Genomic DNA, 24,318 nt, shown 5'->3' with positions numbered 1-24,318 from the left:
CCCACTGTGCATCGCTGCTAATACGACGGGCTATTGCACCTTGGTCGTAACAGGTCCGGTGAACTCGACAAACCAGGGCTCCAGGCGCCGGCCGAAGGCAAGGTCGGCACTAAAGCGCTTGTAACGGCTCGAATAGTCGATGCCAGACGCGCCCTCCTGCACTGGCAGGCTGGCGAAGGTGGCATGCCAGTGCTGCGGCAGGTTGAGGCGCTGCATGCCCGGTGCGGAGGCCGTGCCGCCCAGGTGCCAGGTCCAGCGTGAGGGTTGCGAAAGATCCGTCGACTCAGCGGCCACATTATTGCTCTGCACCTGCACAACAGCGTGGACCAGGGCATAGCGCTGGCGATCCGGGTAACGCGCCCGCAGTACCTGCGGATCCAGCCCGACATCGACCACCAGCAGGCGACTGGCCCGTTGAATTTCATACTCAAGAGCATTAGCGGCGCTCACCCGCGCATTTTGCAGTTTTTCACTGTCGGGAACGGCTTTTTGCAGGCGCAATGCCTCGGCATGGGCGGTGCGCGCCAACGCCACCTCGTGTTCATAGGCGGGGCCATTGAGCTCCAGCACCAGCACGGCATCACGCGACAACTGACGGCGGTAGCGCCGCACGCTCTGCTCGGTCAGCGTTTGCGGAACCTCGAAACCCAGTTCGCTCATCTTCTCGGCGCTGATCGGCAGGTAGCGCAGGTCATCGTTTACCCGGCTGGGCCAGCGGTAATTCAGGCGCAGCGCCAGGCCACTGTTGTCCTCGTGCCAATAGGTCGCAGTGGTCCCCAGCTCACGCTCTGAGAGGTGCAGGCGACTGTCGAGCGGTGGCTGCCGATTCCATACCACGCCTGCCAGCACGACAGCATTGGTCAGCCCGATCAACGCCAGGCCAGCGATCAGGTAACGGCTCATCAGGGGCGGCCTCCGAGCAGGCCATGACGGCCGCGCAAACGACGCAGTACCAGCAGAATCAGCACCGCCCCCAGGCCCAGCAGCAGGAAGAACAGGGATTTGGGCATGCTCTCCCACCACCAGTCGAACAACCGGCTATAGAGCAACAGCACCAAGAAACTCAGCGCCGTGTTCACTACCTCCGGCCATTCACGGCGTATCCCCAGCCAGATCACCAGGGCGCCCAGGCTGAACCCGGCAAACTGGTAGGCCAACTCGATGGACTCGGTCGAGTACGCCAGGTAACTGCCCTCTCCCCAATGCGCCAGCCAAAATACCGGAACGAACACGCCGAGCAGGCCGAACACCCGGTAGGTCATGGCAAAGCCCTCGAAGCGGCGCTGATCGACGAGTAGCGGCAATAGGAAGATCAGCACGGCCGGCACCATAAAGTTTTCTGGGCGCTCGGCGAAACCCAGCCAGTAGATCCCTTGCCAGTTGCCGATCTGCGCCGCGGCGAAAGCCAGCAAACAAGCGAGCCCCGCGGCCAGCAGCAGACGCGCATGACAGGCATAGGCCAGCAGCAACGCGTAAAGCGCCCAGACCAGCAACGCATGGTTGGACGGCGCGATATTGAAGATTTGCCCGAGCATGCTGATGTTCAGGACAAAGCAGGTAAAAGCCAGTAAAGCCGCCAGCTTGCTGAAGTACCCCGAGCGGTCCAGGCGCCGCACCGACAGCGTCAGGCCGAAGGACGCGATGCTTGCCGACAATAGAATCGCCACCTGGCTCAGCGAACCGAACAACCCCCAGAATTGGTAGAACAGAAAGAACACACTGGCTGCCAGCGCCAGCGCCCCCAGAAAAGACGCAACCCGCATGCCCAGCGACAACTGCCGGGCCTGGCTGTCGTGATCGATATCGAAGGCAGCCAGGTAGCTGTTAAGCAATCGCTCCTGATAACTGTGCAGACGGCTGTACTGCTCATCACTCAGGCTCAGTACCTGCTCCGTCTCCAGGCGCTTCAGCTCGCGGTTGAACACACTGATGTCATCGGCGCGCTGCTGGGCATCACTGCGGTTCATCGCTGGCATGGCATTCCTTGCTGGGGTTGACTGCGTGCCACACTCTAGCGGTAAAAGTGGAGCGGTACATCGACACGCGCCACAGGAACTCCATCACAATAGCTGAAATCAACTACCCACCAATGCTGGCAAAACGCCTTGCCGATCACTAGAATCGCCAGCGCAGGACGCCCCAGCACCACTCTCTCGGCTTTAAATGTCATGGACAGACTTCTGTAGGTCACCCTCGCGCCAAGCAGGTCGCGACAATTCCTTCCATGCGCTGATGCCCTATGAATGTGTTTGGCAGCTCCCTGCCCCTCGCAGGTTTTGCCCTGCCTACTTTTCAACGAGATCCGTATGAACAAGATCATTATCGCCAGCCTGGCAGGTGTGCTTGCACTGCTCAGCGGCTGCGCCACTGAGCAGTCCCGCACCCTGGAAGTCGCCAAAGTCACGACCGCCAACAGCCCTTACAGCGGCCCGCGTAGCCCGATTTCCGTCGGCAAGTTCGATAATCGCTCCAGCTATATGCGCGGCATCTTCAGCGACGGCGTCGACCGTCTTGGCGGGCAAGCCAAAACCATCCTGATTACCCACTTGCAGCAATCCAACCGCTTCAATGTGCTCGACCGTGACAACCTGACCGAACTGCAACAGGAGTCGGGTTTCTCCAAGCAGGCTCAGCAGGTCAAAGGCGCCACTTTCGTGGTCACTGGCGACGTGACCGAGTTTGGCCGCAAGGAGGTGGGTGACCATCAACTGTTTGGCATCCTCGGGCGCGGCAAACAGCAAATTGCCTACGCCAAGGTCAACCTCAACATCGTCGATGTCTCGACCTCCGAAGTGGTCTATTCCGCCCAGGGCGCCGGTGAGTACAGCCTGTCGAACCGGGAAATCATCGGCTTTGGCGGCACGGCCAGTTACGACTCGACGCTCAACGGCAAGGTCCTGGATCTGGCGATTCGTGAAGCCGTGAACAACCTGGTCAACGGTGTCGACAGCGGCGCCTGGCGGCCGGTCAAGTAAGCACGGAGAAAATGATCATGAACGTTACCCGTACTGCACTTGTGCTCCTTGCCCTTATCGCTGCTGCCACCCTGACCGGCTGCGTGACACCACCCCAGCCGCTCTATTACTGGGATGGCTATCAGCAACAGGTGTATCAGCGCTTCGAGAACACCAGCAGCGCCGAAGAACAGATTGCCGCCCTTGAAGAGAGCGCGCAAAAAGCCCGTGCCGCAGACCGTACCTTGCCGCCCGGCTTTCATGCTCATCTGGGCATGCTCTATGCGGAAATCGGCAAGCCCGACCAGGTACGTCAGCAATTCGAGACCGAGAAGGCCATGTTCCCTGAGTCCGCTCAGTACATGGACTTCCTCATGCGTAAATTTGCCAAGTGATCGACATGACCTTCCCACATTCCTTCAGAACACTCGCTGCACTGGTATTAGTTGTACTGCTGGCCGGTTGTGCCACGCAGCAGCCCTATGACTACAGTGCCTTCAAGGAAAGCAACCCGGCCTCCATCCTGGTGTTGCCACCCGTTAACAAATCACCTGATGTCAAAGCGTCTTACAGCGTTTACTCGCATATCACCCTGCCCCTTAGCGAGGCTGGCTACTACGTCCTGCCCGTGGCCGTGGTCGACGAGACCTTCAAGCAGAACGGCCTGATGAATGCCGAGGAAATCCGCGACGTCTCGCCGAACAAGCTCTACGAGATTTTTGCAGCCGACACCGTGCTGTATATCGACGTAACGGAATACGGCAGCAGCTACAAGATCATCAGCAGCGAAGTGGCGGTCACCGCCACCGCGACACTGGTCGATCTGCGCAGTGGTAAGGAGCTGTGGAAAGGCGTCGCCCGCGCCAGCTCCGCGGAGCAGCAGCAAAATAGCGGCGGTGGTCTGGCGGGCATACTGGTCACCGCCCTGGTCAATCAAGTGATCAACACCCTGAGCGACCGTGGTCACGAGATCGCCGGCATCGCCAGTCAACGCCTACTGACCAGCAACCCGGTCAATGGCATTCTGCCAGGCCCAAGAGCGCGGCCGATCAGCGCACGCTAAAGCACCGCACAGCCAAACCTCAGCCGAGTCCTCCTGGCAGGCATAGAGATATTGGTGCGCGCGGCGCACCCTACGGGGCAGGTACCTTATCTAGGTCTTTGCAAGCCTGACGTAGGGTGCGCCATGCGCACCAGCCCAGAATGCGTACGACGCCACTACGCTCGCAGATGCCTCGCCTACTCCTTGCCCAAGCCATGCTGGCGCAGCTTGTTGGCGATGGTGGTGTGTGACACACCGAGGCGCTTGCCCAATTGTCGACTGCTTGGATGCTCGTGGTAGAGACGCTCCAACACGACCTTCTCGAAACGCCCGAGAATCTCATCCAGCCCGCCCTCCACCGAGAATTCGCCCAGCGGTTGCGGCGCACCATAGTCCGGCAAGCGAATATGTTCGAGCTTGACGGTCCCCCCGTCGCACAGCGACACCGCCTGGAACAGCACGTTCTCCAGCTGGCGCACGTTACCCGGCCAGTGGTAGTGACTGAGCTTGTCCAGCACCGGCGGTGCCAGTTTGGGTAGCGGGCAGCCAATTTGCCGACTGGCCTGGTCGAGAAAGTGCTCGACCAGCGGCGCCAGGCCGTCCAGGCACTCGCGCAGCGGCGGAATATGCAGGCTGAGCACATTGAGACGGTGATAGAGATCCTGGCGGAATTCGCCTTTGCCGCACAGTTCGGACAAATCCACCTGGGTCGCGCAGATCACCCGCACATCCAGGTACACCTCTTCATCACTGCCTACCCGACGGAAGCAGCCATCCTGCAGAAAGCGCAGTAGCTTGGCCTGCATGCGTGGGCTCATTTCGCCAACGCCATCGAGAAACAGCGTGCCACCGGCGGTCAGCTCCAGCAGGCCGAGTTTGCCCTCTGGGCGTGCACCTTCGAAGGCACCGGGGCCGTAACCGAACAGCTCGGTCTCAGCCATGGATTCCGGCAATCCGGCGCAGTTCAGCGCCATAAACGGCGACTGCCCACGCGGGCTGGCCAGGTGGCAGGCGCGCGCGAGTAACTCCTTGCCGGTGCCAGTCTCACCCTCGATCAGCAGCGGCGCATCCAGCGGCGCCATACGCCGTGCTTCGCGCACTACGGCAGCCATCACTTTGGAACTCTGGAAGATGCTGTCGAAACCGCGCAGCTCCTGTTTGCGCACGTTATAAATGCGCTCACCGACGCGGTCGGCACGGTGCAGGGTCAATACCGCCCCCGCCAGGGCATCGCTTTCGTCATGCTCGGTTTGCAGCGGCGCGATATCGGCGAGAAACACATCGCCCTTGACCTTCACCCGTAAACCATTGATCCGCGACTTGTTGGCACGCACCAATTCCGGCAAATCGAAGTCTTCGGCGTAGCGCGACAGGGCAATGCCTGGCACCTCATCTACCCGCACGCCCAATAGCTGCGCGGCGCTGCGATTGGCGGCGACGATCGAGCCGCCCATGTCGATCGACAGCACGGGAAAATCCAGCGCGCCGAGCAAAGCATTCAGCTCCAGATTACGTCGCTCGCTGGGCATCAGGCCCACCCGTTTGACCTCGAATACTCCGGCAATACCGACGAACTTGGGCTTGAGCGCCTGAAACTGCAGGTTGATCAGATTTGGGCAGTGCAGGTAAATGGCGTTGCCCTGCTCGCCCCCCACCTCACCACGGGCAACGTTGATACCGTAGTCGACCAGCAGGTCGAGGATATCGCGCAGAATGCCAACGCGATTCTGGCAGTGAACCTTAAGGCGCATGCAGTACCCCAATACGATGTACCGCCGGAATCTGGCACGCCAATCGCACCCTGCCGGTCATATAATGTGTCGCCATCGTGGCCTATGTCCTTATGTCAGAGGACGCCCCCTGCTTCAATGGGGCATCTCATGGCTATCGTGCGAGCGACTCTCCAGCCCGCCTCTTATTCAAATACGTGTGCCCACTTCACGCGGCCTGTCGCCTGCATGTACGTGGCAAGCGAGGTACAGCGCCGGCAAAAAGAACAAGGTTAAAACCGTGGCAACCACGATGCCGCCAATCATTGCGTAAGCCATCGGGCCCCAGAATGCCTCCCGCGCGATGGGGATCATGCCCAGGCTCGCCGCGGCCGCGGTCAGCAAAATCGGCCGGCATCGATGCTCGGTTGCCTTGACCACTGCGGCTGTTAACTCGTCCCCGGCCTGCCGGAATGCCTCGATCTGACTGACCAGGATCACGGAGTTGCGAATGATGATACCGATCAGGGCCAACACCCCCAGTATCGCCACAAAACCAAGTGGCGAACCGGTCAACAACAAGGCTGCCACGACGCCAATCAGCCCCAAGGGCGCCACACTTAACACCAACAAAACCTGCTTCACATTCTGCAACTGGATCATCAGGAAGGTCACAATCAATAGCAGCATCCAGGGCACCACGCGCAGGATAGGCTCCTGAGAGCGAGCACTCGCCTCTACGGCACCACCCACCGTGACGCTATAGCGGGGTGGCAACTGCTCCTTGAAGACCTCTATGGCGGGATGCAATTCCTCAACGAGTGCATCAGGTTGTAAATTTGCGACGATATTCGCTTTTAGCGTAATAGTCGGTAGCCGGTCACGCCGCCAGACTAATGGCTGTTCCTGCTCATAGCGAATAGTGGCGAATGCCAGAAGCGGAATCGATTCACCCGTGCGAGAAGACGGAATCTGCAAACTGCCAAGCAGCTCCGGCGACTGCCGCTCCTCGGCCTGCGCCCGCGCAACGACATCGACCAGGTAGATACCGTCGCGGACCTGGGTAATGCTTGAGCCGGAGACCACGCTGTTGAGGATCTGCGCGATATCCTGGGAGGACAGGCCGAATTGCCGCGCTTTGTCCTGCGCGATATCGATGCGCAGGACCTTGCCGGGCTCATTCCAGTCATAGATAACCTGGCCAATATTGGCATTGGCATCGATGATCGCCGCCAGGCTCATGGCCTGCCGGCGCACCTCATGCAGATCGGGACCGCTGACCCGGTACTGGATCGGCCATCCCACTGGCGGCCCCATGTTCAATGGCTGCACATAGGCCCCGATCCCTACGAAGTCCTCTCGCAAGAGCGCTCTGAGCCGTGTGATCAGCCGCTCACGCGCCTCACCACCGCGGCTGACAATCACCACCTGCCCATAAAACGGGTGGCTCAACTGCTGATCGAGCGGCAAGTAGAAACGCACCGCGCCCTTGCCGACATAAGAGCTCCAGCGCAGCACGTCGGGGTCGTCTTGCAGGCTGCGCTCGAAGCGGTCCATCGCCTCACGCGTGGCACTGATCGAGCCATGCTGAGGCAGGTGAAAATCCACCAGTATTTCCGGGCGGTCCGAATCGGGGAAGAACTGCTTCTGCAACAGGCTGGTGGCCCAGATCGAGACCGCGAACGCCAAGAGCGTCAGGCCGATGGTCCAGTTGCGGTGGCGCAGCGCCAGCGCCAACCAGGTGCTAAATACCCGCATCCAGCGGCTGCTCGACTCCACCACAGGCTCGCTAGGACGCTTGAGCAGGTAGACACCCAGCAGTGGCGCGAACACCACAGCGACCAGCCAGGACAACAGCAGCGCCACCGCGATCACCGCGAACATGGTGAACACGTACTCCCCGGCCGAGCTTGCGTTGAGCCCAATAGGCACAAAACCGGCAACCGTCACCAGGGTGCCGGTCAGCATCGGAAAAGCGGTCGAGGTGTAGGCATAAGTCGCTGCCTTCGACAGGCTGTCGCCCACTTCGATGCGCTTGATCATCATCTCCACCGTGATCATCGCATCGTCCACCAGCAACCCCAGGGCAATAATCAACGCACCCAGGGAGATGCGCTGCAGGGTGATACCGCTGTAAGACATGAACAGGAAGACCATCGCCAGCACCAGGGGAATGGAGCAGGCCACTACCAAGCCAGCGCGCATGCCCAGGCTGAGAAAGCTCACCAACAGCACGATCAACACCGCTTCGAACAGCGCACGGGTGAAGGTGCCGATGGCCTGGTCCACCACCTCCGCCTGGCTGGAGACCAGGTGCACATCGATCCCTAACGGCAGGGTCTGGGTCAACTCATCAACGCGCTGCTGCAAGCGCTCACCAAACAACTGAATATTGCCCCCCGCCTGCATGGCCACTGCCAGACCAATTGCGGGTTGGCCATTGAAGCGGAACAGCGACGCGGGCGGCTCCGCATAACTGCGCTCGATACTCGCCAGATCACTCAGGCGCAGCAGGCGATCACCAAACCTCAGGCTGACCGCCCGCAGGTCCTGCTCATCCTGAAAAGGTCCGCTGGCTTGCACCACGATGCGCTCTTCACCCGCCTCGACAAGCCCGGCTGGCGTGACGGCATTTTGCTCCTGCAAGCTCTGGATGACCTGGCGGAGATCAATCCCCAGCGCAGCCAGCTTGCGAATGGAAAAATCCAGGTAAATGACTTCACGCTGACTGCCGAGCATCTCGAACTTGCCCAGCCCGGGCACACCCTTGAGGCCAATGCGCATCTGCTCGGCATAGTCACGTAACTGGCGCAGGGACAGCCCGTCACCGGTCAGGGCATAAATGCTGCCGAAGACATCGCCAAACTCATCATTGAACGCCGGCCCTTGCACATCGCTCGGCAACTCGCCGCGCACATCCAGCATTTTCTTGCGCACCAGGTACCAGGCCGCAGGAATCTCGCGTGCCGGCGTTTCACTCTTGAGAAAGACGAACAACGTGGACTCACCCGCCACGGTGTAGCTGCGGACATAGTCCAGGGCATCGACCTCCTCCAGCTTCTTTTCGAGGCGATCAGTGACCTGCTGCAGGGTTTCCTGCAGATTCGCCCCGGGCCAACGTGCCTGGATGACCATGGTCTTGATCGCAAACGAGGGGTCCTCCTCACGCCCCAGCTCCAGATAGGCATAGGCACCCATCAACAGGGTGACCAGCATGCTGTACCAGACCAGCGTGCGATGCCGCAGCGCCCAGCCCGACAGGTTGAATCGCTCCACCATCAACTGCCCCGCTTATCCAAAGCTACCCACTGTCCTTCCTGCAAAGCATGCACCCCCGCGCTCACCACCCGGTCGCCAGGCTGCAGGCCACCACGCAACCGTACCCAGTCCGCGGAGCGCTCCAGCACCTCGACCCGCTGAGCACGCACACGTGCGCTGTGCGCCTCGATCAGCCAGACAAAATCCTGCCCTTTATCGCTCCACAGTGCCGATGCCGGCACGCTCGGCTCATTCACCTGCGGCGCAGACACGAGCTCCACAGCGACCATGCTGCCCAGGCGAAAACGCTCAGGCAGCTGCGCTGCCGACAACCGAACGCGGCGCATCCGTGTCGCGACATCCAGCATCGGATCGACCTGACGAATCTCGGCCCACGTGCTCTGCGCCGCATCGAGCATCGAGGTCACACGGATACGCGGCAGCCCTGCGTCCTTCTGCGCCTGTGTCAGCCACTCGGCAGGCAAGTCGACCCAGATTTCCAGGCTATCCAGCCGCGCCAGGCTCACCACCGGCGTACCCGCCGCGAGGACCTGGCCGACCTCGGCGTGCCAGGCGGTGACAACGCCCTCCAGGTCGGCCTCTATGCGTGCCTGTTGCAAGCGCTCCCTGGCCTGACCTAATTCGATCCGTGCCTGCTGCAATGCAGCTGCACGCACGCGCAACTCGCTGGAGAGCTGTTCGAGGCGGGCCAAGCTACCCACACCCTGCGCATGCAGGCCCTGATAGCGCGCAGCCTCATCACGGGCATTGCGCCAAAGCACCTCTGTGCGGCTGACATTCCACTGGCTGCTGCGCACATCGTTCTGCTGATCGCTCAGCTCCAGGCTCGCCAGCAAATCACCCTTGTGCACCTGCTGGCCCACCTCTACCTGCCGGCTGGCCAAACGTCCGCCTTGGCGAAACGCCGCTACCAACTGATGACGCGGCTGCACAACCCCGGTGAAACGCTCGGTCACACCCACCGCCTCAGCGCCCACCTCGATGTACAGGACCGGACGCCCAGGCGAAGTCGGCAGCGGCTCATCGAAACAGGCACTGAGCAACAGGCAAGTCATCAGGACAAGGTAATGATGTCTGTGCCTCATTCGGTCGCGCTTCCCTGCTGCGCCGCGCTCAGGCTGGCGACCTCCACCGCCTGTCCGGGGTAGAGCAGTTGCCCGCCACGGGCCACGACGCGATCCCCTTGCGCCAAACCAGAGGCCAGCAGAACCCGCCCGGCTTCAAAGCGGACAACTTCAACCACTGTCAGCCGCGCCCGTTGCTGATCATCGAGACGCCAGACGGCCGGCAGATCCCCATCACGGGTCAGCGCGGGCCATGGCAGGCTCACGATCGCCTCTGTCGGCACCGGCAGGCGCGCCACCACTGTACTGCCCAGGGGCCATGCGGGCGTCTCTGCCGGCAGGGTCAAACGCATGCGCAACGTGCCAGAGTCGGCAGACACCATCGGGGCGATCTCACGCACATGCCCTTCGACCTCATGCCCAGGGTCGCCCAGGGCATGTAGCCTTATGGGGGCTCCGACGCCGGCCATCGCAGGCATCCCTTCGTACAGGTCGAAAACTGCATCCCGGGCGCCTGCATGGGCCAGGGACAGTACCGATTGGCCTGCCTGAACCACCTCCCCTGGCTCAATACTCCGCGCCACAATAAGGCCATCGGCCACAGCCACCAGAGCTGCGTCTTGCAAACCATCACTGACCACCTGACGTCGCGCCCTGGCGGTCATCAACTCAGCCTCGGCACTCTGCAAGGCAGCATGCGCCCGCTCATAATCATTGCGGTTGGTATAGCCCTTGGGCATCAGACGTTGCTGTCGCCGATAATCAGCACGCGCCAGCTTCACACGGGCGTCCAATGCCTCAACTTCCACATTGCTGATATCCAGGGCAGCCTGTTGCTCAACCGGGTCCAGACGGGCCAGGACCTGCCCAGCTGTTACTTCATCGCCACTATCGACAAAAAACGCCGACACCTTTCCTGAGCTGCGAAACGAAAGCTCGCTGACAAAGCGGGCCTGGATATCGCCGGTCAGCAAGGTGCTCGGTGTATCAGGCATATAGCCAACGACCTGCACGGCGACCCGCGGCAGCGGCCTTTCTGGCGACGCAGGCGCTGTACACCCAACAATCAGAGCAACACAGGAAAGAACAGACGCACGCCACCTCGGCAACCGACATGGCGCACGCATTTCCTTAACAGGCGCTGAGTTCGTGTGCCTCATGCGAGCGAGGGCGACAGTTCACTCATCTGTGGCGCAGCCTCTTCGACGCCCATGAAATCAAGCACACTGCGGCGTGAAGCCAACCATGCCGCCTTGCTTTCGAGATCGAGGAAGTGCCCCGCGTTGGGAACCACGACAAACTGGCTTTTGGCAACATAGCCGGCAAATTGCCGCGCATCCTCTGCGGTGGTGTACTCGTCACGTTCACCATTGACGAACAATACTGGTATCTGGATCCGCGCAAAGCGCTCCACATAGTTCTTGGCACTTAGTTGGCGAATCTGGGTTATGTGGAAATCGATTTGCTCATACTCATGCTCAGCCAGACTGATCAGGTGCTTGTAGTTGTATAGCTTGAACAGCCGAGGCAGGTATTTACCCACGGTATCGTTGAGCAACGAGCCGATTTTCCGTTTGTCGCGCGCCGCCAGATAAACCTGCCCTTTATCGATGTAGTCGAGCATCGCCTCATTGATCACCGGCGAAAACGAACTGATGATGGCTCGCTCCACCGAAGGAGGCGACTCCGCTAACGCCAACATAGCCGAAACACCACCCCAGGACACCGACAACAAACAATTAACTTGAAAGCGCTCAATCAACTGCAGAATTATTTTGACTTCGTCTTCCTTGGTAACCACATACCCGCCGGGGTTGTGGTCGCGCGATTTACCGGCAAACGGCAGATCAAAAAGAACCAAGTTGAAATGCGGCTGTAAGTACTTGACTGTCTGCCCGAAAGATCCAGTGGTCGACAGTGCACCGTTGATCAGTAGCAGTGTTTTTGCCCCTTCCCCTCTCCAGTAAGTTTCTGTGTAGATCGAGAATCCTTCCACGCTCAGTATTTGCGCTTCCATACCTGCGGCACTCCATAAAAATTAGAATTAATTACACGCATTCTCATTTGCGCAACGGTCCAGATAGTCAAAAAACCGTCGCTAAACCTGACAAATACCGACTGAAAGCTTCGTGAAAGGTTGAGAGCACATGCATCCAACAATCTTCGGGGAGAATTTCTAGCTCAATACGGACATGACCGACAAGTCACTGACGCCACATTTGTGACTCAGGCAAGGCGTGAAACCTATCTGAAACGTCAGGCAGATGTCCTTATCCAGACCGTGCCAACTGAGAAATGATAGCGGTACCTACCAAAATTCAGCGCATTAGCGACGCAATCTGGCTGGGGGCTGGCAAACCGTCACCACAAAATCATGAAATAATTTGTTACTAGTTTTTTTGAACCAAAATATGGATGCGGGAGTGAAATAGCGAAATGCACGAATTGACTCTCTCGACAACCGAGAGGTGTAACGTTTTTATTACGTAAAGATAAAGTTACGAATTCTTCGCAGGCCTACCCCGCGCTTGAAACACCAAATATATCGTACAGGTATATTTACAGGCCAAATGACAGTTTTCTCAGCATGTAATTGCGCCTTCCTATTAGAATTATTTTTTAAAAACTACAAAGACAACCTCTTTAAAAACCACCCCCTATAGCGAATATATGCCCCTGACAATAACGCACTTAAAACTCACTAACCACTTAACCCATGAAATCACACATGGCTATTGTCGAGACAAAATCAGTCCAACCATGAATACTTACGAAAGCAATTACTGAAGGTCATATATGAGTTAACTGCCGCCCCCTGTAGGAGCGAATTTATTCGCGAATAAAGGCTAGGCGCCCCCCTTCGCCCCGCACAGGCCAAATCGGCGTATCGACAGCTGAGCATTGGCACTCACGTGGAAAAAGTCGTAAAGAAAAAATTACGTTAAATCACGAAACCATGGCCGGGAATCGACCACCTGGGACTACCGTAATAATTTCTTTACAAATAATCACTCTGATTGGCCTGCCGGCATTCGGCCAAGGGCTGCATAGCTCTGGCGCCTGGCGTATTCATGGCTCAACACAACAATAAAAGCCCCGACAGGAGGCCATAGATGAAGAGCACGCACTACGTGGCGCGTGAAGCGGACGAGCGTGGTTTTATCCATTACCCGGAAGCAGAGCACGGCGTATGGAATACCCTGATCACCCGCCAGCTCAAGGTGATCGAAGGCCGCGCCTGCCAGGAATACCTGGACGGTATCGAACAGCTCGGCCTACCCCACGAGCGCATTCCACAGCTGAGCGAGATCAATCAAGTACTCGAAGCCACTACCGGGTGGCGCGTTACGCGAGTACCAGCGCTGATCCCTTTTCAGAGGTTCTTCGAGCTGCTGGCCAGCAAGCAATTCCCAGTAGCCACCTTTATTCGCACACCCGAAGAGCTGGATTACCTGCAGGAACCGGATATCTTTCATGAAGTATTCGGCCATTGCCCATTACTGACCAACCCCTGGTTTGCCGAATTTACCCACACCTACGGCAAGCTCGGCCTGGCCGCCAGCAAGCAAGAGCGCGTCTGTTTGGCCCGCCTGTACTGGTTGACCATCGAATTTGGCCTGGTTGATACCCGCCAGGGACGGCGCATCTACGGCGGCGGTATCCTTTCTTCACCTAAAGAAACGCTGTATAGCCTGTCAGATGTGCCCGAACACCAGGCTTTCGATCCGTTGCAAGCCATGCGTACGCCCTATCGCATCGACATCCTGCAACCACTGTATTTTGTCCTGCCGGAACTCAAGCGCCTGTTCGAGCTGGCTCAACAAGACATTATGTTGATGGTGCAGCAGGCCATGCGCTTGGGTTTGCACCCGCCCAAGTTCCCCCCGAAAGTCGCCTAACTTATTGCTGGCGGCCCATTGCGAGCCCTCGCTAACACCTAATCACTCTGGAGAAGCCTGATGTCCCTTGCCCAAGCCCAATGCGAAGCCTGCCGCGCCGATGCCCCGCAGGTCAGTGATGACGAACTGGCTGAACTGCTTCGCGAAATCCCTGACTGGCATATCGAAGTGCGCGGCGACCACAGGGAGCTGGAGCGCGTGTACCTGTTCAAGAACTTCCGCCACGCCCTGGCCTTTACCAATGCCGTAGGCACAATTGCCGAAGAGGTCGGCCACCATCCGGCATTGCTCACCGAATGGGGCAAGGTCACGGTGACCTGGTGGAGCCACGAGATGCGCGGCCTGCACCGCAACGACTTCATCATGGCGGCCCGTACCGATGTACTTGCCGCCAGCGCCGAGGGCCGCAAATAAGCAACTCGCGCGTGCGCGCCGGCGCCCAATCCTGAGCAGATCAGGCAGACAAGCCTGCCCTTGAGCCCGTTATAGTGTGGCCATCGCTTTCCTTCTGCGGAATGTCCATGGCCACCACTAACAATGTCCTTTTTCGCGCCTACCAGCGGATCATCCACAGCCTGGCGTTCTACCCGACGCTGATCGCTGTTGGCTTCTTCCTATTGTGCCTGCTGACCATGGCCATCGAATACCAAAGCTGGATGATGGCGATCAAACGGCATGTAGACCTGGGACTGGTGCGCAACGCCGACAATGCCAGGCTGATTCTTGGCACCTTAGTCGCCGGTATTCTCTCGCTGATGGTGTTCAGCTTCTCCATGGTCATGGTGGTGCTCAATAATGCCGCTGCATCCCTGTCCCCACGGGTGATTCCGGGGCTGATCAGCAGCAAGGGCCACCAGAAAACCCTCGGTGTTTACCTGGGCACCATCCTCTATGCCCTGCTGCTGATCACCACCATCGAACAAGGCAACAGCTCACGCGTGCCCAGCCTTGGGGTACTGGTCACCCTGGCCCTGGGTATCACCTGCCTGGGTCTGTTCGTGCACTTTATCCGCTCCATTTCCCAGTCAATTCAAGTCGAGCACATTCTTAACACGCTCTATAGCACCAGCCTGGCAAAGCTCGACCGCTGCGCCGCCAGCCTGGCCACCTGCGAGCCACCACCGAACTGGCCGGATGACAAGGGCTGGATCACCATCCACGCGCAACGCAGTGGCTATTTCAAAGCCCTCAATGCAAGTGAAGCCAACAAACTGCTGAGCCAACATCAGTTACGCATGAGCGTTCTCGCGCACCGCGGCTTCTTCGTCGTGCAGGGGCACCCGCTGTTCAAGCTGGAGTGCCCGGTGGACGAAACCATCACCCAGGAACTGCTCGACTGCTTCGATTTTTTTATCGAGGAATACGTCAGCGCACATTACTTCTTCGGCTGCCGGCAGATGTCCGAAATCGCCGTCAAGGCCTTGAGCCCCGGCATCAATGATCCCGGCACGGCGATCAAGACCATCGACCTGCTCAGTGTGTTGCTCGGCCGACGCCTGGGCTTGCCTGATCGGGATTTCGCGGCATTGCCCGACGCCCCACCGCGCCTCTACTACCACGAGCTGACCCTGGATCAATTGCTATTGCAGTTACTCGGCCCGATACGCGCGTACGGCGCGAGTGACACCAGCGTATTGGTCAGCCTGCTGCAGGCGTACAAGAACATGCTCTACCTGACTCACGACAAGGCGCAACAGAACGAGTTACTGCGCCACGCCCGCAGCGTACGAGATACCGCCGATCGCAACCTTTTCGAGCGCCGCGACCGGGAGGAAATCAACCAGTTCATCGCTCGGATCAATCATGCGTGCGCAGCAAAAAGTGCCACCATGCCCCCTCTGGAAATAGAGGAAAACGCTCCATGATTGGGCACTTCTAGTCATCAGAAAACCGAACGACCATTTATCAGAAAAAATAAACCTTAAAAATCAATAACTTAAAAACAAACCTGAATATCCATGGCATACACCCTGCTTGCCATCATGGGCATAGTTCCTTAGGGTAGTTGCCATGTGGTCCTTGATTGCCCCTATCAGCTCGTTGCTGGGTGGGGTCGCGTTACTCCTGCTCGGCAATGGTCTGCTCAACACTCTACTGACCCTGCGTGGTGTCGCCGAAGGCTACTCCACCGGGATGCTCGGACTGATCATGTCCGGGTACTTTGTCGGTTTTCTCCTCGGTACCTGGCTGGCGATTCCGCTGGTACGCCGCGTGGGGCACATCCGCGCGTTTGCCTTTTGCGCAGCCCTCGCCGCCATTACCGCTCTGCTGCATTTACTCTTCGTCGATCCCTGGGTCTGGCTTGGGCTGCGCGTGCTCTACGGTCTGGCGCTGGTCAGTCTGTATATGGTGATTGAAAGCTGGCTCAACGCGCAGGTCCCCAATGACAAGCGTGGTCAGGTGTTCGCCGTCTACATGGCCGTCAACCTCGGCGCCCTGGCGGCTGCCCAGCAACTGCTGAACCTGGCCGAGCCCACCGACTTCTTGCTGTTCGTTCTGGCAGCGATGCTGATCAGCGCCGCGCTGATGCCCATTACCCTGACCCGCCAGGCCCAGCCAAGCTTGCCCGAAACCCTGCACACCAATCTGCGTCAGCTGGTCGGCGTGGCGCCACTGGCGCTCGCGGCATCGGCCTTATCGGGGCTGGCACTGGGAGCCTTCTGGGGCCTGGCGCCGGTATATGCCGCACTCAGTGGTTTCGACGCCCCCGGCGTCGGTCTGATGATGAGTGGCGCGATCCTCGGCGGTGCCCTGCTGCAGTTGCCCATCGGCCGCTACTCGGATAGCCACGACCGGCGCCTGGTGCTGTTCTGGGTCGTATTGCTGGCCGTGCTGGTGGCGCTGGTGATGAGCCTGCTACCTGCCGGGCGCCTGCTGCTTGTCGCCATGTTCCTCTGGGGCGGATTGGCGTTTGCCATCTATCCCATCGCGGTAGCCCAGTTGATCGACCAATTACACAGCGACGAAATTCTCGCTGGCTCCGGCAGCCTGCTGATGATCAACGGTATTGGTTCGGCATGTGGCCCGCTGCTGGCCGGGGTGCTCATGCAACACCTGGGCGCCCAGGCCCTGCCGCTGTACTTCGCCGCAACCCTGGGCCTGCTTGCCGCCTACACCCTCTATCGCCTGCGCCACGTCAGCGACCTGGTCAGCGAGCCAGCCGGCCACTTCATGCCGATGCTGCGCACCAGTCATACGGTACTCGAGCTGATGCCCGATGCCCCCGAACATCCACAGGAGGAACCGCCTCCTGCGGCTGCAGGCCCTCACTAGAAGGGCCGCCACACCAAGCACGTCGGCACCACGTCGGCGCGTCAACTGCACCACAACAATGGACAGGGAGACAGCGCATGCTACTTGCCACCGATCTGGATGGAACCTTTCTCGCCGGTGATCCGCAGGATCGCCTCAGCCTCTACCAGACCATCGCCGCTCACCCGGAAATCCGTCTGGCTTACGTCACCGGCCGCAGCCTGGAAGCGGTTCTGCCGCTGCTGGCAGACCCCACCTTGCCGCACCCGGACTACATCATCTCTGATGTCGGCGCCAGCTTTACCCACGGCGACAGCCTGCAACCGCTGCACCCGCTACAGAGCCAGGTCGACCAACTCTGGCCCGGCGAAAGCCAGGTTGCCAGCGCACTAGAAGGCTTCGACCTGGAACGCCAGGATGTACCTCAGGTGCGCCGCTGTTCGTACTTCTGCAGCCCTGAACAGGCCGCCGACCCGGCCCTGCGCGAAGCCGCCGACGCCCTCGGCTGCGACCTGCTGTATTCCGCCGACCGCTACCTGGACTTCCTCCCGCGCGGCGTGAACAAGGGCAGCAGCCTGGCCGCTCTGGCCGCCCATCTGGGTCTGGACGAAGACCAGGTGTTGACCGCTGGCGATACGCTCAATGACCTGAGCATGCTCAATGGCCGTTTCAAGGGCGTCTGTGTCGGCGCCTCCGAGCCGGGTCTGCTCGAGGCAACCCAGGCCTATTCGCGTATCCTGCATGCCCAGCGTCCAGGCTGCGGCGGCATTCTGGAAGCTTTTGCCCACTTCGGTTTTCTCGGTGAGCACGGCATCGCCGCCCTGCAGCCGCAAACCGCTCAGCCGGGCAAAGCCGAACTGGTGATGGTCTACCACCGCCTGCCGTATGAAGAGCACCGGGTCAACGGTGTGCTGCAACGCCGCCGCCCGACCTCGCCCAACGGCATCATCCCGACCCTGCTGAGCTTCTTCGGCGACGGCCGCCCCGGCTCCTGGGTCGCCTGGGCCGTGGATGACGACAACGGTGAAGCCTTCGAGACCCACACCACGGTGGACGCCGAGCGCTACCCGAAGCTCACTGCCGCTCGGGTGGCGCTGAGCAAGGAAGAGGTCGACATCTTCTATAAGCGCTTCTCCAAAGAAGCCTTCTGGCCCACGCTGCACACCTTCTGGGAGCGCGCGGTATTCAACGAGGATGACTGGCAGGTGTACCTCAAGGTCAATCGCTCCTTTGCCGAGCGCACGGCCCTGGAGGCGGCCGAAGGCGCTACCGTGTGGTTGCACGACTACAACCTGTGGATGGTCCCCGGCTACCTGCGCGAACTGCGACCGGATCTGCGCATCGCCTTTTTCCACCACACCTACTTCCCCTCCGCCGATGTGTTCAATGTGCTGCCGTGGCGCCGGCAGATCATCGGCAGCCTGCTGCAGTGCGACAGCATCGGTTTTCACATTCCGCGCCAGGTGGAGAACTTTGTCGATGCCGCGCGCGGCGTGACGCCGCTGGAGACGGTCAGCCGGCAAAACTGCGCACCGCGTTTCGTCACCTACGGCTGTGCGGTCGGCCTGGAGCGCATGACCACGGCAGTCAGCACAGGCAGCCGTGTAGTGCGCCTTGAAGCCAACCCGGTGGGCCTGGACATCGACCGCGTACGCGCCGCCCTGGATGACCCGAAGATCCGCGAGATGATGGCGCGCCTGCGTCAGGAGCTGGCCAGCATCAAGCTGATCCTCTCGGTCGAACGTCTCGACTACACCAAGGGCACCCTGGAAAAGGTCCAGGCCTTCGAGCGCCTGCTCGAAGAAAACCCCGAGCTGCAGGGCAAGGTCACCCTGGTCTGCGTCTGCGTGCCGGCAGCCAAAGAGATGACCATCTACGACGCCCTGCAAGCGCAGATCGAACAGGCCGTGGGGCGTATCAATGGCCGCTTCGCCCGGGTGGGCTGGACACCGCTGCAGTTCTTCTTCCGCAGCCTGCCGTTCGAAGAAGTCAGCGCCTGGTATGGCATGGCCGATGTGATGTGGATCACCCCGCTGCGTGACGGCCTCAATCTGGTAGCCAAGGAGTTCGTTGCCGCCCAGGGCCTGCTCGGCGGACGTGGTGTGCTGGTACTCTCGGAGTTCGCCGGGGCGGCAGCCGAGCTAAAGGGCGCCCTGCTGACCAACCCGCACGATCCGATGGATCTGGCGCAAACCTGCTACCTGGCGCTGAACATGCCCAAAGCCGAGGCCCAGGCGCGCCTGCGTGAACTGTTCGACATCGTCACCCATCACGACATTCGCCGCTGGGGCGAGGATTGCCTGGCAGGCGTAAGCGCACCAGCCGAAGCACCACTGAGTGCAGTTCTCGAACAGGCCTCCTGAGCTGGGGGCATAGTCTGTTGCCGTTTCGTCGCGAGCCGCGCGGCTTGCGACGAAACGACAACAGACCTAGCAGCGCAGTGGCGGGGTTGAACCAAACCACTGCCTGCCACTCTGAATCCATCAGCGTTTCGGCTGTCTACTAGGCAGCGCCGAACTGATCCGGTTAACCTGCCCGCATGAGGCTGCAGCCCTAGCCTGTGCGCTACAGTGTCATGCAGGACGGGAGCCGTGCCACGCCCCTTTGCACACCGAGGCCTCCATGGATTCGACTGGCTCCACCCCTGCCCCTATTTCGACCGAGCGTCATTACGAGCTGCTGGTGCAGGCGGTGAGCGACTATGCGATCTATATGCTCGACCTTCAGGGCCGCATAACGTCCTGGAATACCGGCGCATCGCGGATCAAGGGCTACAGCGCCTCCGAAGTGATCGGTCAACCGCTGGAGATGTTCTACACCGAGGAAGACCGTGCTGCGAACAAGCCCGCCTTGCTCATGCAGCAGGCACTTGCCCATGGCCGCGCGGAAGACCTGGGCTGGCGCGTGCGCAAGGACGGCTCGCACTTCCGCGCCCAGGTCGTGCTGGACCTGATTCGTGATGCCAATAATCAGGTCATCGGCTTCGCCAAGATCACCCGCGACATGACCCAACCCCATGAGGCTGAGCAGCGCATGGAAGCCATGCGCGAACAGTTGTTCCAGGCGCAAAAGCTCGAAGCCCTGGGCCAACTGACCGGTGGCATGGCGCATGACTTCAACAACCTGCTGACCATCATCATCAGCGCGGCTCGCCTGGCCAGTCGTACCGATAACCCGCAACGCCGCAGCGAGCTGCTGGAAAGCATTCACAGCGCCGGCCAGCGCGGCAGCCAGATGACTCAGCACCTGCTGACCTTCGCCCGCCGCGGCAACCTGCAGGCCCGTGTACTCGACCTGCATGAAATCCTGCCGGCCACTCAGACCTTTCTTGCCCAGGCCCTGCCCAAACACATCCACCTGAGCGGAGAACTGGACGCTGATCTGTATCCAGTCAAGGCCGATCCCAGCCAACTGGAAATGGCCCTGTTGAACCTGGTTTTCAACGCCCGCGATGCCATAGAAGGTCATGGCGAAATCTGCCTGCGGGCAGTCAATCGAACCCTCAACGGGGAATGGGACGGACTTCACGGCGACTTTGTCGTCATCAGCATCGCCGATACCGGCGTCGGTATCGACCCAGCGGTGCAGCCTAGAATCTTCGAGCCGTTTTTCACCACCAAGGGGTTTGGCCAGGGCACTGGGTTGGGCCTGAGCCAGGTATACGGTCTGCTCAAGCACCTCGATGGTTCAGTTCGGGTCGACAGTGCGCCGGGCCGCGGCACGACCGTGAGCCTGTTCCTGCCGGCCGCGATTGTGACCCCATCGGCCTGACCACTGGTAGACCTTGGATATACTGCGAACTGGTACAGGCCAGGGTATGCCCGTTATCATCGTAACCAGTCACACCCGCTGACCGTCTCAGCACCGCCACTTTGCGGTGATCGCAGGCACTCACGGCCCATTTTTTATAAGGCAGACCCGATAGTGGAACAGCTAAAACGCCTGCAGAGCGGCATTGAAGGCCTTGACGCCTTGTTGAAAGGTGGTCTGGTGGCAGGCGCCTCCTACATCGTTCAAGGTCGTCCCGGCTCGGGCAAGACGATTCTGGCCAATCAGATTGCGTTCAACCATGTGCGCAATGGCGGCCGTGTTCTGGTTGCAACCCTGCTCTCGGAATCCCATGAACGGCTATTCCAGTTCCTCTCTACCCTGAGCTTCTTCGACAAGACCCGCATCGGTGCGGAAGTCCAGTTCGTCAGCGCCTTCGACACGCTCGAGAACGAGGGGCTGGATGAAGTGGTCAAGCTGTTGCGTCGGGAAATCAGCCGGCAGAAAGCCACGGTATTGATCGTCGACGGCTTACTCAACGCACGCATCAAGGCTGACACCCAGCTCGACACCAAGAAGTTCATTTCCGAGCTGCAAGGGCACGCCGCCTTCGCCGGCTGCACGGTGCTGTTTTTGACCAGCTCGCGCCTGGATGATGGCAGCCCCGAACACACCATGGTCGATGGCGTGATCGAACTGGGCGAAGAGCTGTACGGCACTCGCTCGGTGCGCCGCATTCAACTGCGCAAGACCCGCGGCAGCGGCGCGCTGTCCGGGCTGCACGAGTGTGAGATCACCGATGATGGGCTGGTCGTCTACCCGCGCCTGGAAAGCCTCTACAGCCGCCCCTCGTGCGCTGAAAGTGACGAGCTGACACGCATCCCCAGTGGCATACCGCGCCTTGACACATTAATCGGTGGCGGCCTGCCAAGCACGTCCGTGACCTTGATCATGGGCCCCTCTGGTATCGGCAAAACCAGCCTGGGCATCAACTTCCTGGCGCAGGCGACACCTGAAGCGCCGGCGTTGCACTTCGGCTTCTACGAAACCCCGCAGCGCCTGCGCCTCAAGGCACGTGCCATCGGCCATGACCTGGCCGCCATGGAGGCCAGCGGTGCCCTGCACATGATCTGGCAACCCACCACTGCCGGGCTGCTCGATGCCCTGGGCGCGAAGCTGCTCAATACTGTGCGCACCCTCGGCATCAAGCGCGTATTGATCGACAGCCTTGGCGGTATGGCCCGCGTCACCACCAATACACCGCGCCTGGTCGAGTTCTTCAGCGCTTTGATGAATGAACTGCGTGCATTGGGTGTCACAGTCTTTGCTACCTGGGAAATGCGCGATCTATTTGGCGCGGAAATCAACGCACCGGCACCGGAATTGTCGAGCATCGTCGACAACCTGATCCTGATGCGCTTCGTCGAACTGGACTCCGAGCTCAAGCGGCTTTTTTCCATTCTCAAGATGAGAGACAGTTTTTACGACCCATCTCTACTCGAAGTGGTCATTAACGACCACGGCATTGATCTGAACAAGGCCTTTAAACATGCAGCGGCAGTATTATCAGGTTCCGCTACTCCCATCCCCGACGCCTGATCGCAGCCAGCGGGTCGAGTTCGCATGACGACTATCCTGGTTGTGGATGATGAGTATCTGATTGCAGATATTCTCGGCTACGCGCTGGAAGACGAAGGCTACATGGTGGTCAAGGCGGGTAATGGCCGCAAAGGTCTCGAGGTGCTCGACCGGGAGCGGCCGGAGCTGGTGATTACCGATTTCATGATGCCACTGATGGATGGCCTGGAGTTCGCCCAGGCGATTCGCTCACGCCAGTCGCCTCAGGCGCTGCCGATCATCCTGATGAGTGGCGCCCAAGGCAGTGTCGGCCGCGCCAGCCCCGAGCTGTTCGCCGCTGTCTTCGACAAGCCGTTCGACATCAACGAGATCATCGATAAGGTGCGCGAGCTGATCGGCCCCGGGCACAAAGGAGCGCTCTAACGCCCCGCGCCTGTGCTACAGCCAGGTTTGAGTGCAGCTGTTCTTTCCCCGTATTTCGCCCACCACCACTCTCACCAGCGTTACCAGCGGTAGGCCTAACCCCGGCGAACCGACCTCAGGGGTCAGTTCGCCTTGGGCGATGTAACGGCCGTCTACACCACGCCGAGCACAAGCAGTACCAGCACGATCACCAGCACTGCACCCAGCCCGCCACTTGGACCATAGCCCCAGCTTCGGCTGTGCGGCCAGGCAGGAATAACACCGATCAGCAGTAGGATCAGTACGATCAGCAGTATGGTTCCAACGCTCATGTGAATCTCCTTGCAAAAGATCGTGTTTGAACCCAAACAGCAGGCCAGACACAGGATCACCGCAGCCAAGACCTCTCAGCCGCGAAGCCGGACACGCTGCTCTGTGGACAGCGCCCGACCCGACTCTTGGTGGACTGGCTAGCACAGGCAAAAGTGCAGACTATTTAGCGCCCAAGAAAAAGGCCCTGGCGCTTTCACGGCAGGGCTTTTTCTTGGGTCTGTTGCAGGCGAAACCCCACTCCCGTGGGAGCGTCGCCCCGGCGCGAAGCTTTTGAGCTCTCTGACAAGTATTTAACGGTGAAGCCTGGCGCCGTAGGGTGCGCTGTGCGCACCAACGCTGCGAAGCGACCTTCAGGGCGCGAGCAGTTGCAGCGCCTCGCGGCTGGCTTGCTCGATGCGCGCCCAGTCGCCGGCCTTGATCCACTGGCTGTCGAACATCCAGGTCCCGCCTACACACATGACGTTGGGCTGATCCATGTAACGCACCAGGTTATCCGGGCTGATTCCGCCCGTTGGGCAGAAGCGCACCCCACCAAAAGGCCCGCCGAGTGCCTTGAGCGCCGCAACCCCGCCGCTTACCTCGGCGGGAAACAGCTTGAAGCGCCGGTAGCCCAGGGCGTAACCGAGCATGATGTCCGAGGCACTGCTGACACCGGGCAGCAACGGAATCGGACTGTGCAGCGCCGACTCCAGCAGTGCGGCAGTCGAGCCTGGAGTGACGATGAACTGCGCACCGGCGGCCTCTGCAGCCTCCCAGGAAGCCTGATCGAGCACGGTGCCGGCACCGACACACAGCTCCGGGCGCAGCTCGCGCAAGCGACGAATCGCGGTCAGCCCATGGGGCGAGCGCAAGGTAATTTCCAGCACCTGCAGGCCACCGGCCGCCAGAGCATCGGCCAGCGGCAGAATGTGGTCCTCATGGGCAATGGTGATCACCGGCATGATCCGCGCCCGCGCGCAAAGGCTGTCGAGCTGGGCGATTTTCGCGTCCATCGGGACGGCGGGAACAGACGTTTGGCGTGTCATGCAAGGGTCCTTC

The 24,318-nt window shown here is 60.1% G+C and carries 21 protein-coding genes; 11 read left to right on the top strand and 10 right to left on the bottom strand.

The window, feature by feature from the left end:
• Positions 1–30 precede the first annotated feature (30 nt).
• The 3 genes from BMW49_RS01845 to BMW49_RS24755 are packed head-to-tail and all read right to left on the bottom strand — an operon-like array spanning position 31 to position 2,170.
• Positions 31–903, bottom strand: coding sequence for a DUF4824 family protein (locus tag BMW49_RS01845; RefSeq protein ID WP_069516799.1), 873 nt, complete (start codon positions 901–903; stop codon positions 31–33).
• Positions 903–1,976 (bottom strand): DUF2157 domain-containing protein, encoded by a 1,074-nt coding sequence (locus tag BMW49_RS01840; protein WP_069516800.1) that lies wholly within the window; start codon positions 1,974–1,976, stop codon positions 903–905. Before BMW49_RS01840 ends, BMW49_RS01845 begins: the two co-directional genes overlap by 1 nt.
• A 35-nt stretch (positions 1,977–2,011) precedes the next feature.
• Positions 2,012–2,170 carry a hypothetical protein gene (locus BMW49_RS24755; protein ID WP_167362770.1) on the bottom strand — a complete coding sequence of 53 codons (159 nt, stop codon included), beginning with the start codon at positions 2,168–2,170 and terminating at the stop codon, positions 2,012–2,014.
• A gap of 136 nt (positions 2,171–2,306) precedes the next feature.
• Between BMW49_RS24755 and BMW49_RS01835 the strand changes: the two genes are divergently transcribed.
• The 3 genes from BMW49_RS01835 to BMW49_RS01825 are packed head-to-tail and all read left to right on the top strand — an operon-like array spanning position 2,307 to position 4,017.
• Positions 2,307–2,975, top strand: a complete 669-nt coding sequence (locus tag BMW49_RS01835; RefSeq protein ID WP_069516801.1) for a CsgG/HfaB family protein — start codon at positions 2,307–2,309, stop codon at positions 2,973–2,975.
• Positions 2,976–2,986: 11 nt separating this feature from the next.
• Complete coding sequence (locus tag BMW49_RS01830; protein WP_069516802.1) at positions 2,987–3,349, top strand: DUF4810 domain-containing protein; 363 nt, start codon at positions 2,987–2,989, stop codon at positions 3,347–3,349.
• Positions 3,350–3,354: 5 nt separating this feature from the next.
• Positions 3,355–4,017: a DUF799 domain-containing protein gene (locus tag BMW49_RS01825; RefSeq protein WP_069516952.1), complete on the top strand. Its 663-nt coding sequence runs from the start codon at positions 3,355–3,357 to the stop codon at positions 4,015–4,017.
• 176 nt (positions 4,018–4,193) lie between these two features.
• Here the strand turns inward: BMW49_RS01825 and BMW49_RS01820 are convergent, their stop codons facing one another.
• The 5 genes from BMW49_RS01820 to BMW49_RS01800 all read right to left on the bottom strand — a co-directional run bounded on the left by BMW49_RS01820 (position 4,194) and on the right by BMW49_RS01800 (position 12,065).
• Complete coding sequence (locus BMW49_RS01820) at positions 4,194–5,747, bottom strand: sigma-54-dependent transcriptional regulator (RefSeq protein ID WP_069516803.1); 1,554 nt, start codon at positions 5,745–5,747, stop codon at positions 4,194–4,196.
• 168 nt (positions 5,748–5,915) lie between these two features.
• Positions 5,916–8,984: an efflux RND transporter permease subunit gene (locus BMW49_RS01815; RefSeq protein WP_069516804.1), complete on the bottom strand. Its 3,069-nt coding sequence runs from the start codon at positions 8,982–8,984 to the stop codon at positions 5,916–5,918.
• Positions 8,984–10,027, bottom strand: a complete 1,044-nt coding sequence (locus BMW49_RS01810; protein ID WP_167362769.1) for an efflux RND transporter periplasmic adaptor subunit — start codon at positions 10,025–10,027, stop codon at positions 8,984–8,986. Before BMW49_RS01810 ends, BMW49_RS01815 begins: the two co-directional genes overlap by 1 nt.
• 38 nt (positions 10,028–10,065) lie before the next feature.
• The gene (locus BMW49_RS01805) at positions 10,066–11,043 is read right to left on the bottom strand and encodes an efflux RND transporter periplasmic adaptor subunit (RefSeq protein WP_167362768.1); all 978 of its coding nucleotides are present in this window, start codon (positions 11,041–11,043) and stop codon (positions 10,066–10,068) included.
• Positions 11,044–11,204: 161 nt separating this feature from the next.
• On the bottom strand, positions 11,205–12,065 hold the full coding sequence (locus tag BMW49_RS01800; RefSeq protein ID WP_069516807.1) for an alpha/beta fold hydrolase: 861 nt from the start codon (positions 12,063–12,065) through the stop codon (positions 11,205–11,207).
• A 1,096-nt stretch (positions 12,066–13,161) separates the two neighbouring features.
• Between BMW49_RS01800 and phhA the strand changes: the two genes are divergently transcribed.
• From phhA to BMW49_RS01760, 8 genes are all read left to right on the top strand, one after another.
• Positions 13,162–13,947, top strand: a complete 786-nt coding sequence (phhA, locus tag BMW49_RS01795; protein ID WP_069516808.1) for a phenylalanine 4-monooxygenase — start codon at positions 13,162–13,164, stop codon at positions 13,945–13,947.
• 57 nt (positions 13,948–14,004) lie between these two features.
• A complete protein-coding gene (locus BMW49_RS01790; protein ID WP_069516810.1) occupies positions 14,005–14,361 on the top strand; it encodes a 4a-hydroxytetrahydrobiopterin dehydratase in 357 nt (118 codons plus the stop codon).
• 107 nt (positions 14,362–14,468) lie between these two features.
• Positions 14,469–15,812: a DUF2254 domain-containing protein gene (locus tag BMW49_RS01785; RefSeq protein WP_069516811.1), complete on the top strand. Its 1,344-nt coding sequence runs from the start codon at positions 14,469–14,471 to the stop codon at positions 15,810–15,812.
• Between the two features lie 145 nt (positions 15,813–15,957).
• Positions 15,958–17,220 (top strand): MFS transporter, encoded by a 1,263-nt coding sequence (locus tag BMW49_RS01780; RefSeq protein WP_069516812.1) that lies wholly within the window; start codon positions 15,958–15,960, stop codon positions 17,218–17,220.
• 77 nt (positions 17,221–17,297) lie between these two features.
• Positions 17,298–19,562: a glucosylglycerol-phosphate synthase gene (gene ggpS / locus BMW49_RS01775; RefSeq protein WP_069516813.1), complete on the top strand. Its 2,265-nt coding sequence runs from the start codon at positions 17,298–17,300 to the stop codon at positions 19,560–19,562.
• Between the two features lie 259 nt (positions 19,563–19,821).
• The gene (locus BMW49_RS01770; protein ID WP_069516814.1) at positions 19,822–20,970 is read left to right on the top strand and encodes a two-component system sensor histidine kinase NtrB; all 1,149 of its coding nucleotides are present in this window, start codon (positions 19,822–19,824) and stop codon (positions 20,968–20,970) included.
• Positions 20,971–21,120: 150 nt separating this feature from the next.
• Positions 21,121–22,566, top strand: coding sequence for an ATPase domain-containing protein (locus BMW49_RS01765; protein WP_069516815.1), 1,446 nt, complete (start codon positions 21,121–21,123; stop codon positions 22,564–22,566).
• A gap of 24 nt (positions 22,567–22,590) precedes the next feature.
• Positions 22,591–22,968 (top strand): response regulator transcription factor, encoded by a 378-nt coding sequence (locus tag BMW49_RS01760; protein WP_069516816.1) that lies wholly within the window; start codon positions 22,591–22,593, stop codon positions 22,966–22,968.
• Positions 22,969–23,120: 152 nt separating this feature from the next.
• Here the strand turns inward: BMW49_RS01760 and BMW49_RS01755 are convergent, their stop codons facing one another.
• Positions 23,121–23,279, bottom strand: a complete 159-nt coding sequence (locus tag BMW49_RS01755; protein WP_069516817.1) for a DUF3309 family protein — start codon at positions 23,277–23,279, stop codon at positions 23,121–23,123.
• Positions 23,280–23,630: 351 nt separating this feature from the next.
• Positions 23,631–24,305 (bottom strand): bifunctional 4-hydroxy-2-oxoglutarate aldolase/2-dehydro-3-deoxy-phosphogluconate aldolase, encoded by a 675-nt coding sequence (locus BMW49_RS01750; protein WP_244168295.1) that lies wholly within the window; start codon positions 24,303–24,305, stop codon positions 23,631–23,633.
• Positions 24,306–24,318 lie beyond the last annotated feature (13 nt).

This window comes from Pseudomonas cuatrocienegasensis, from assembly GCF_900110925.1.
In the GTDB taxonomy this organism is placed as follows: Bacteria; Pseudomonadota; Gammaproteobacteria; order Pseudomonadales; family Pseudomonadaceae; genus Aquipseudomonas; species Aquipseudomonas cuatrocienegasensis.
This window is presented reverse-complemented; position numbering and strand designations above follow the sequence as displayed.

Excerpts from the sequence above, each read along its gene's own strand:
- BMW49_RS01845 (WP_069516799.1), bottom strand. The coding sequence starts at position 903 with ATGAGCCGTTACCTGATCGCTGGCCTGGCGTTGATCGGGCTGACCAAT.
- BMW49_RS01840 (WP_069516800.1), bottom strand. The coding sequence starts at position 1,976 with ATGCCAGCGATGAACCGCAGTGATGCCCAGCAGCGCGCCGATGACATC.
- BMW49_RS24755 (WP_167362770.1), bottom strand. The coding sequence starts at position 2,170 with ATGACATTTAAAGCCGAGAGAGTGGTGCTGGGGCGTCCTGCGCTGGCG.
- BMW49_RS01835 (WP_069516801.1), top strand. The coding sequence starts at position 2,307 with ATGAACAAGATCATTATCGCCAGCCTGGCAGGTGTGCTTGCACTGCTC.
- BMW49_RS01830 (WP_069516802.1), top strand. The coding sequence starts at position 2,987 with ATGATCATGAACGTTACCCGTACTGCACTTGTGCTCCTTGCCCTTATC.
- BMW49_RS01825 (WP_069516952.1), top strand. The coding sequence starts at position 3,355 with ATGACCTTCCCACATTCCTTCAGAACACTCGCTGCACTGGTATTAGTT.
- BMW49_RS01820 (WP_069516803.1), bottom strand. The coding sequence starts at position 5,747 with ATGCGCCTTAAGGTTCACTGCCAGAATCGCGTTGGCATTCTGCGCGAT.
- BMW49_RS01815 (WP_069516804.1), bottom strand. The coding sequence starts at position 8,984 with ATGGTGGAGCGATTCAACCTGTCGGGCTGGGCGCTGCGGCATCGCACG.
- BMW49_RS01805 (WP_167362768.1), bottom strand. The coding sequence starts at position 11,043 with ATGCCTGATACACCGAGCACCTTGCTGACCGGCGATATCCAGGCCCGC.
- BMW49_RS01800 (WP_069516807.1), bottom strand. The coding sequence starts at position 12,065 with ATGGAAGCGCAAATACTGAGCGTGGAAGGATTCTCGATCTACACAGAA.
- phhA (WP_069516808.1), top strand. The coding sequence starts at position 13,162 with ATGAAGAGCACGCACTACGTGGCGCGTGAAGCGGACGAGCGTGGTTTT.
- BMW49_RS01785 (WP_069516811.1), top strand. The coding sequence starts at position 14,469 with ATGGCCACCACTAACAATGTCCTTTTTCGCGCCTACCAGCGGATCATC.
- BMW49_RS01780 (WP_069516812.1), top strand. The coding sequence starts at position 15,958 with ATGTGGTCCTTGATTGCCCCTATCAGCTCGTTGCTGGGTGGGGTCGCG.
- ggpS (WP_069516813.1), top strand. The coding sequence starts at position 17,298 with ATGCTACTTGCCACCGATCTGGATGGAACCTTTCTCGCCGGTGATCCG.
- BMW49_RS01770 (WP_069516814.1), top strand. The coding sequence starts at position 19,822 with ATGGATTCGACTGGCTCCACCCCTGCCCCTATTTCGACCGAGCGTCAT.
- BMW49_RS01760 (WP_069516816.1), top strand. The coding sequence starts at position 22,591 with ATGACGACTATCCTGGTTGTGGATGATGAGTATCTGATTGCAGATATT.
- BMW49_RS01755 (WP_069516817.1), bottom strand. The coding sequence starts at position 23,279 with ATGAGCGTTGGAACCATACTGCTGATCGTACTGATCCTACTGCTGATC.
- BMW49_RS01750 (WP_244168295.1), bottom strand. The coding sequence starts at position 24,305 with ATGACACGCCAAACGTCTGTTCCCGCCGTCCCGATGGACGCGAAAATC.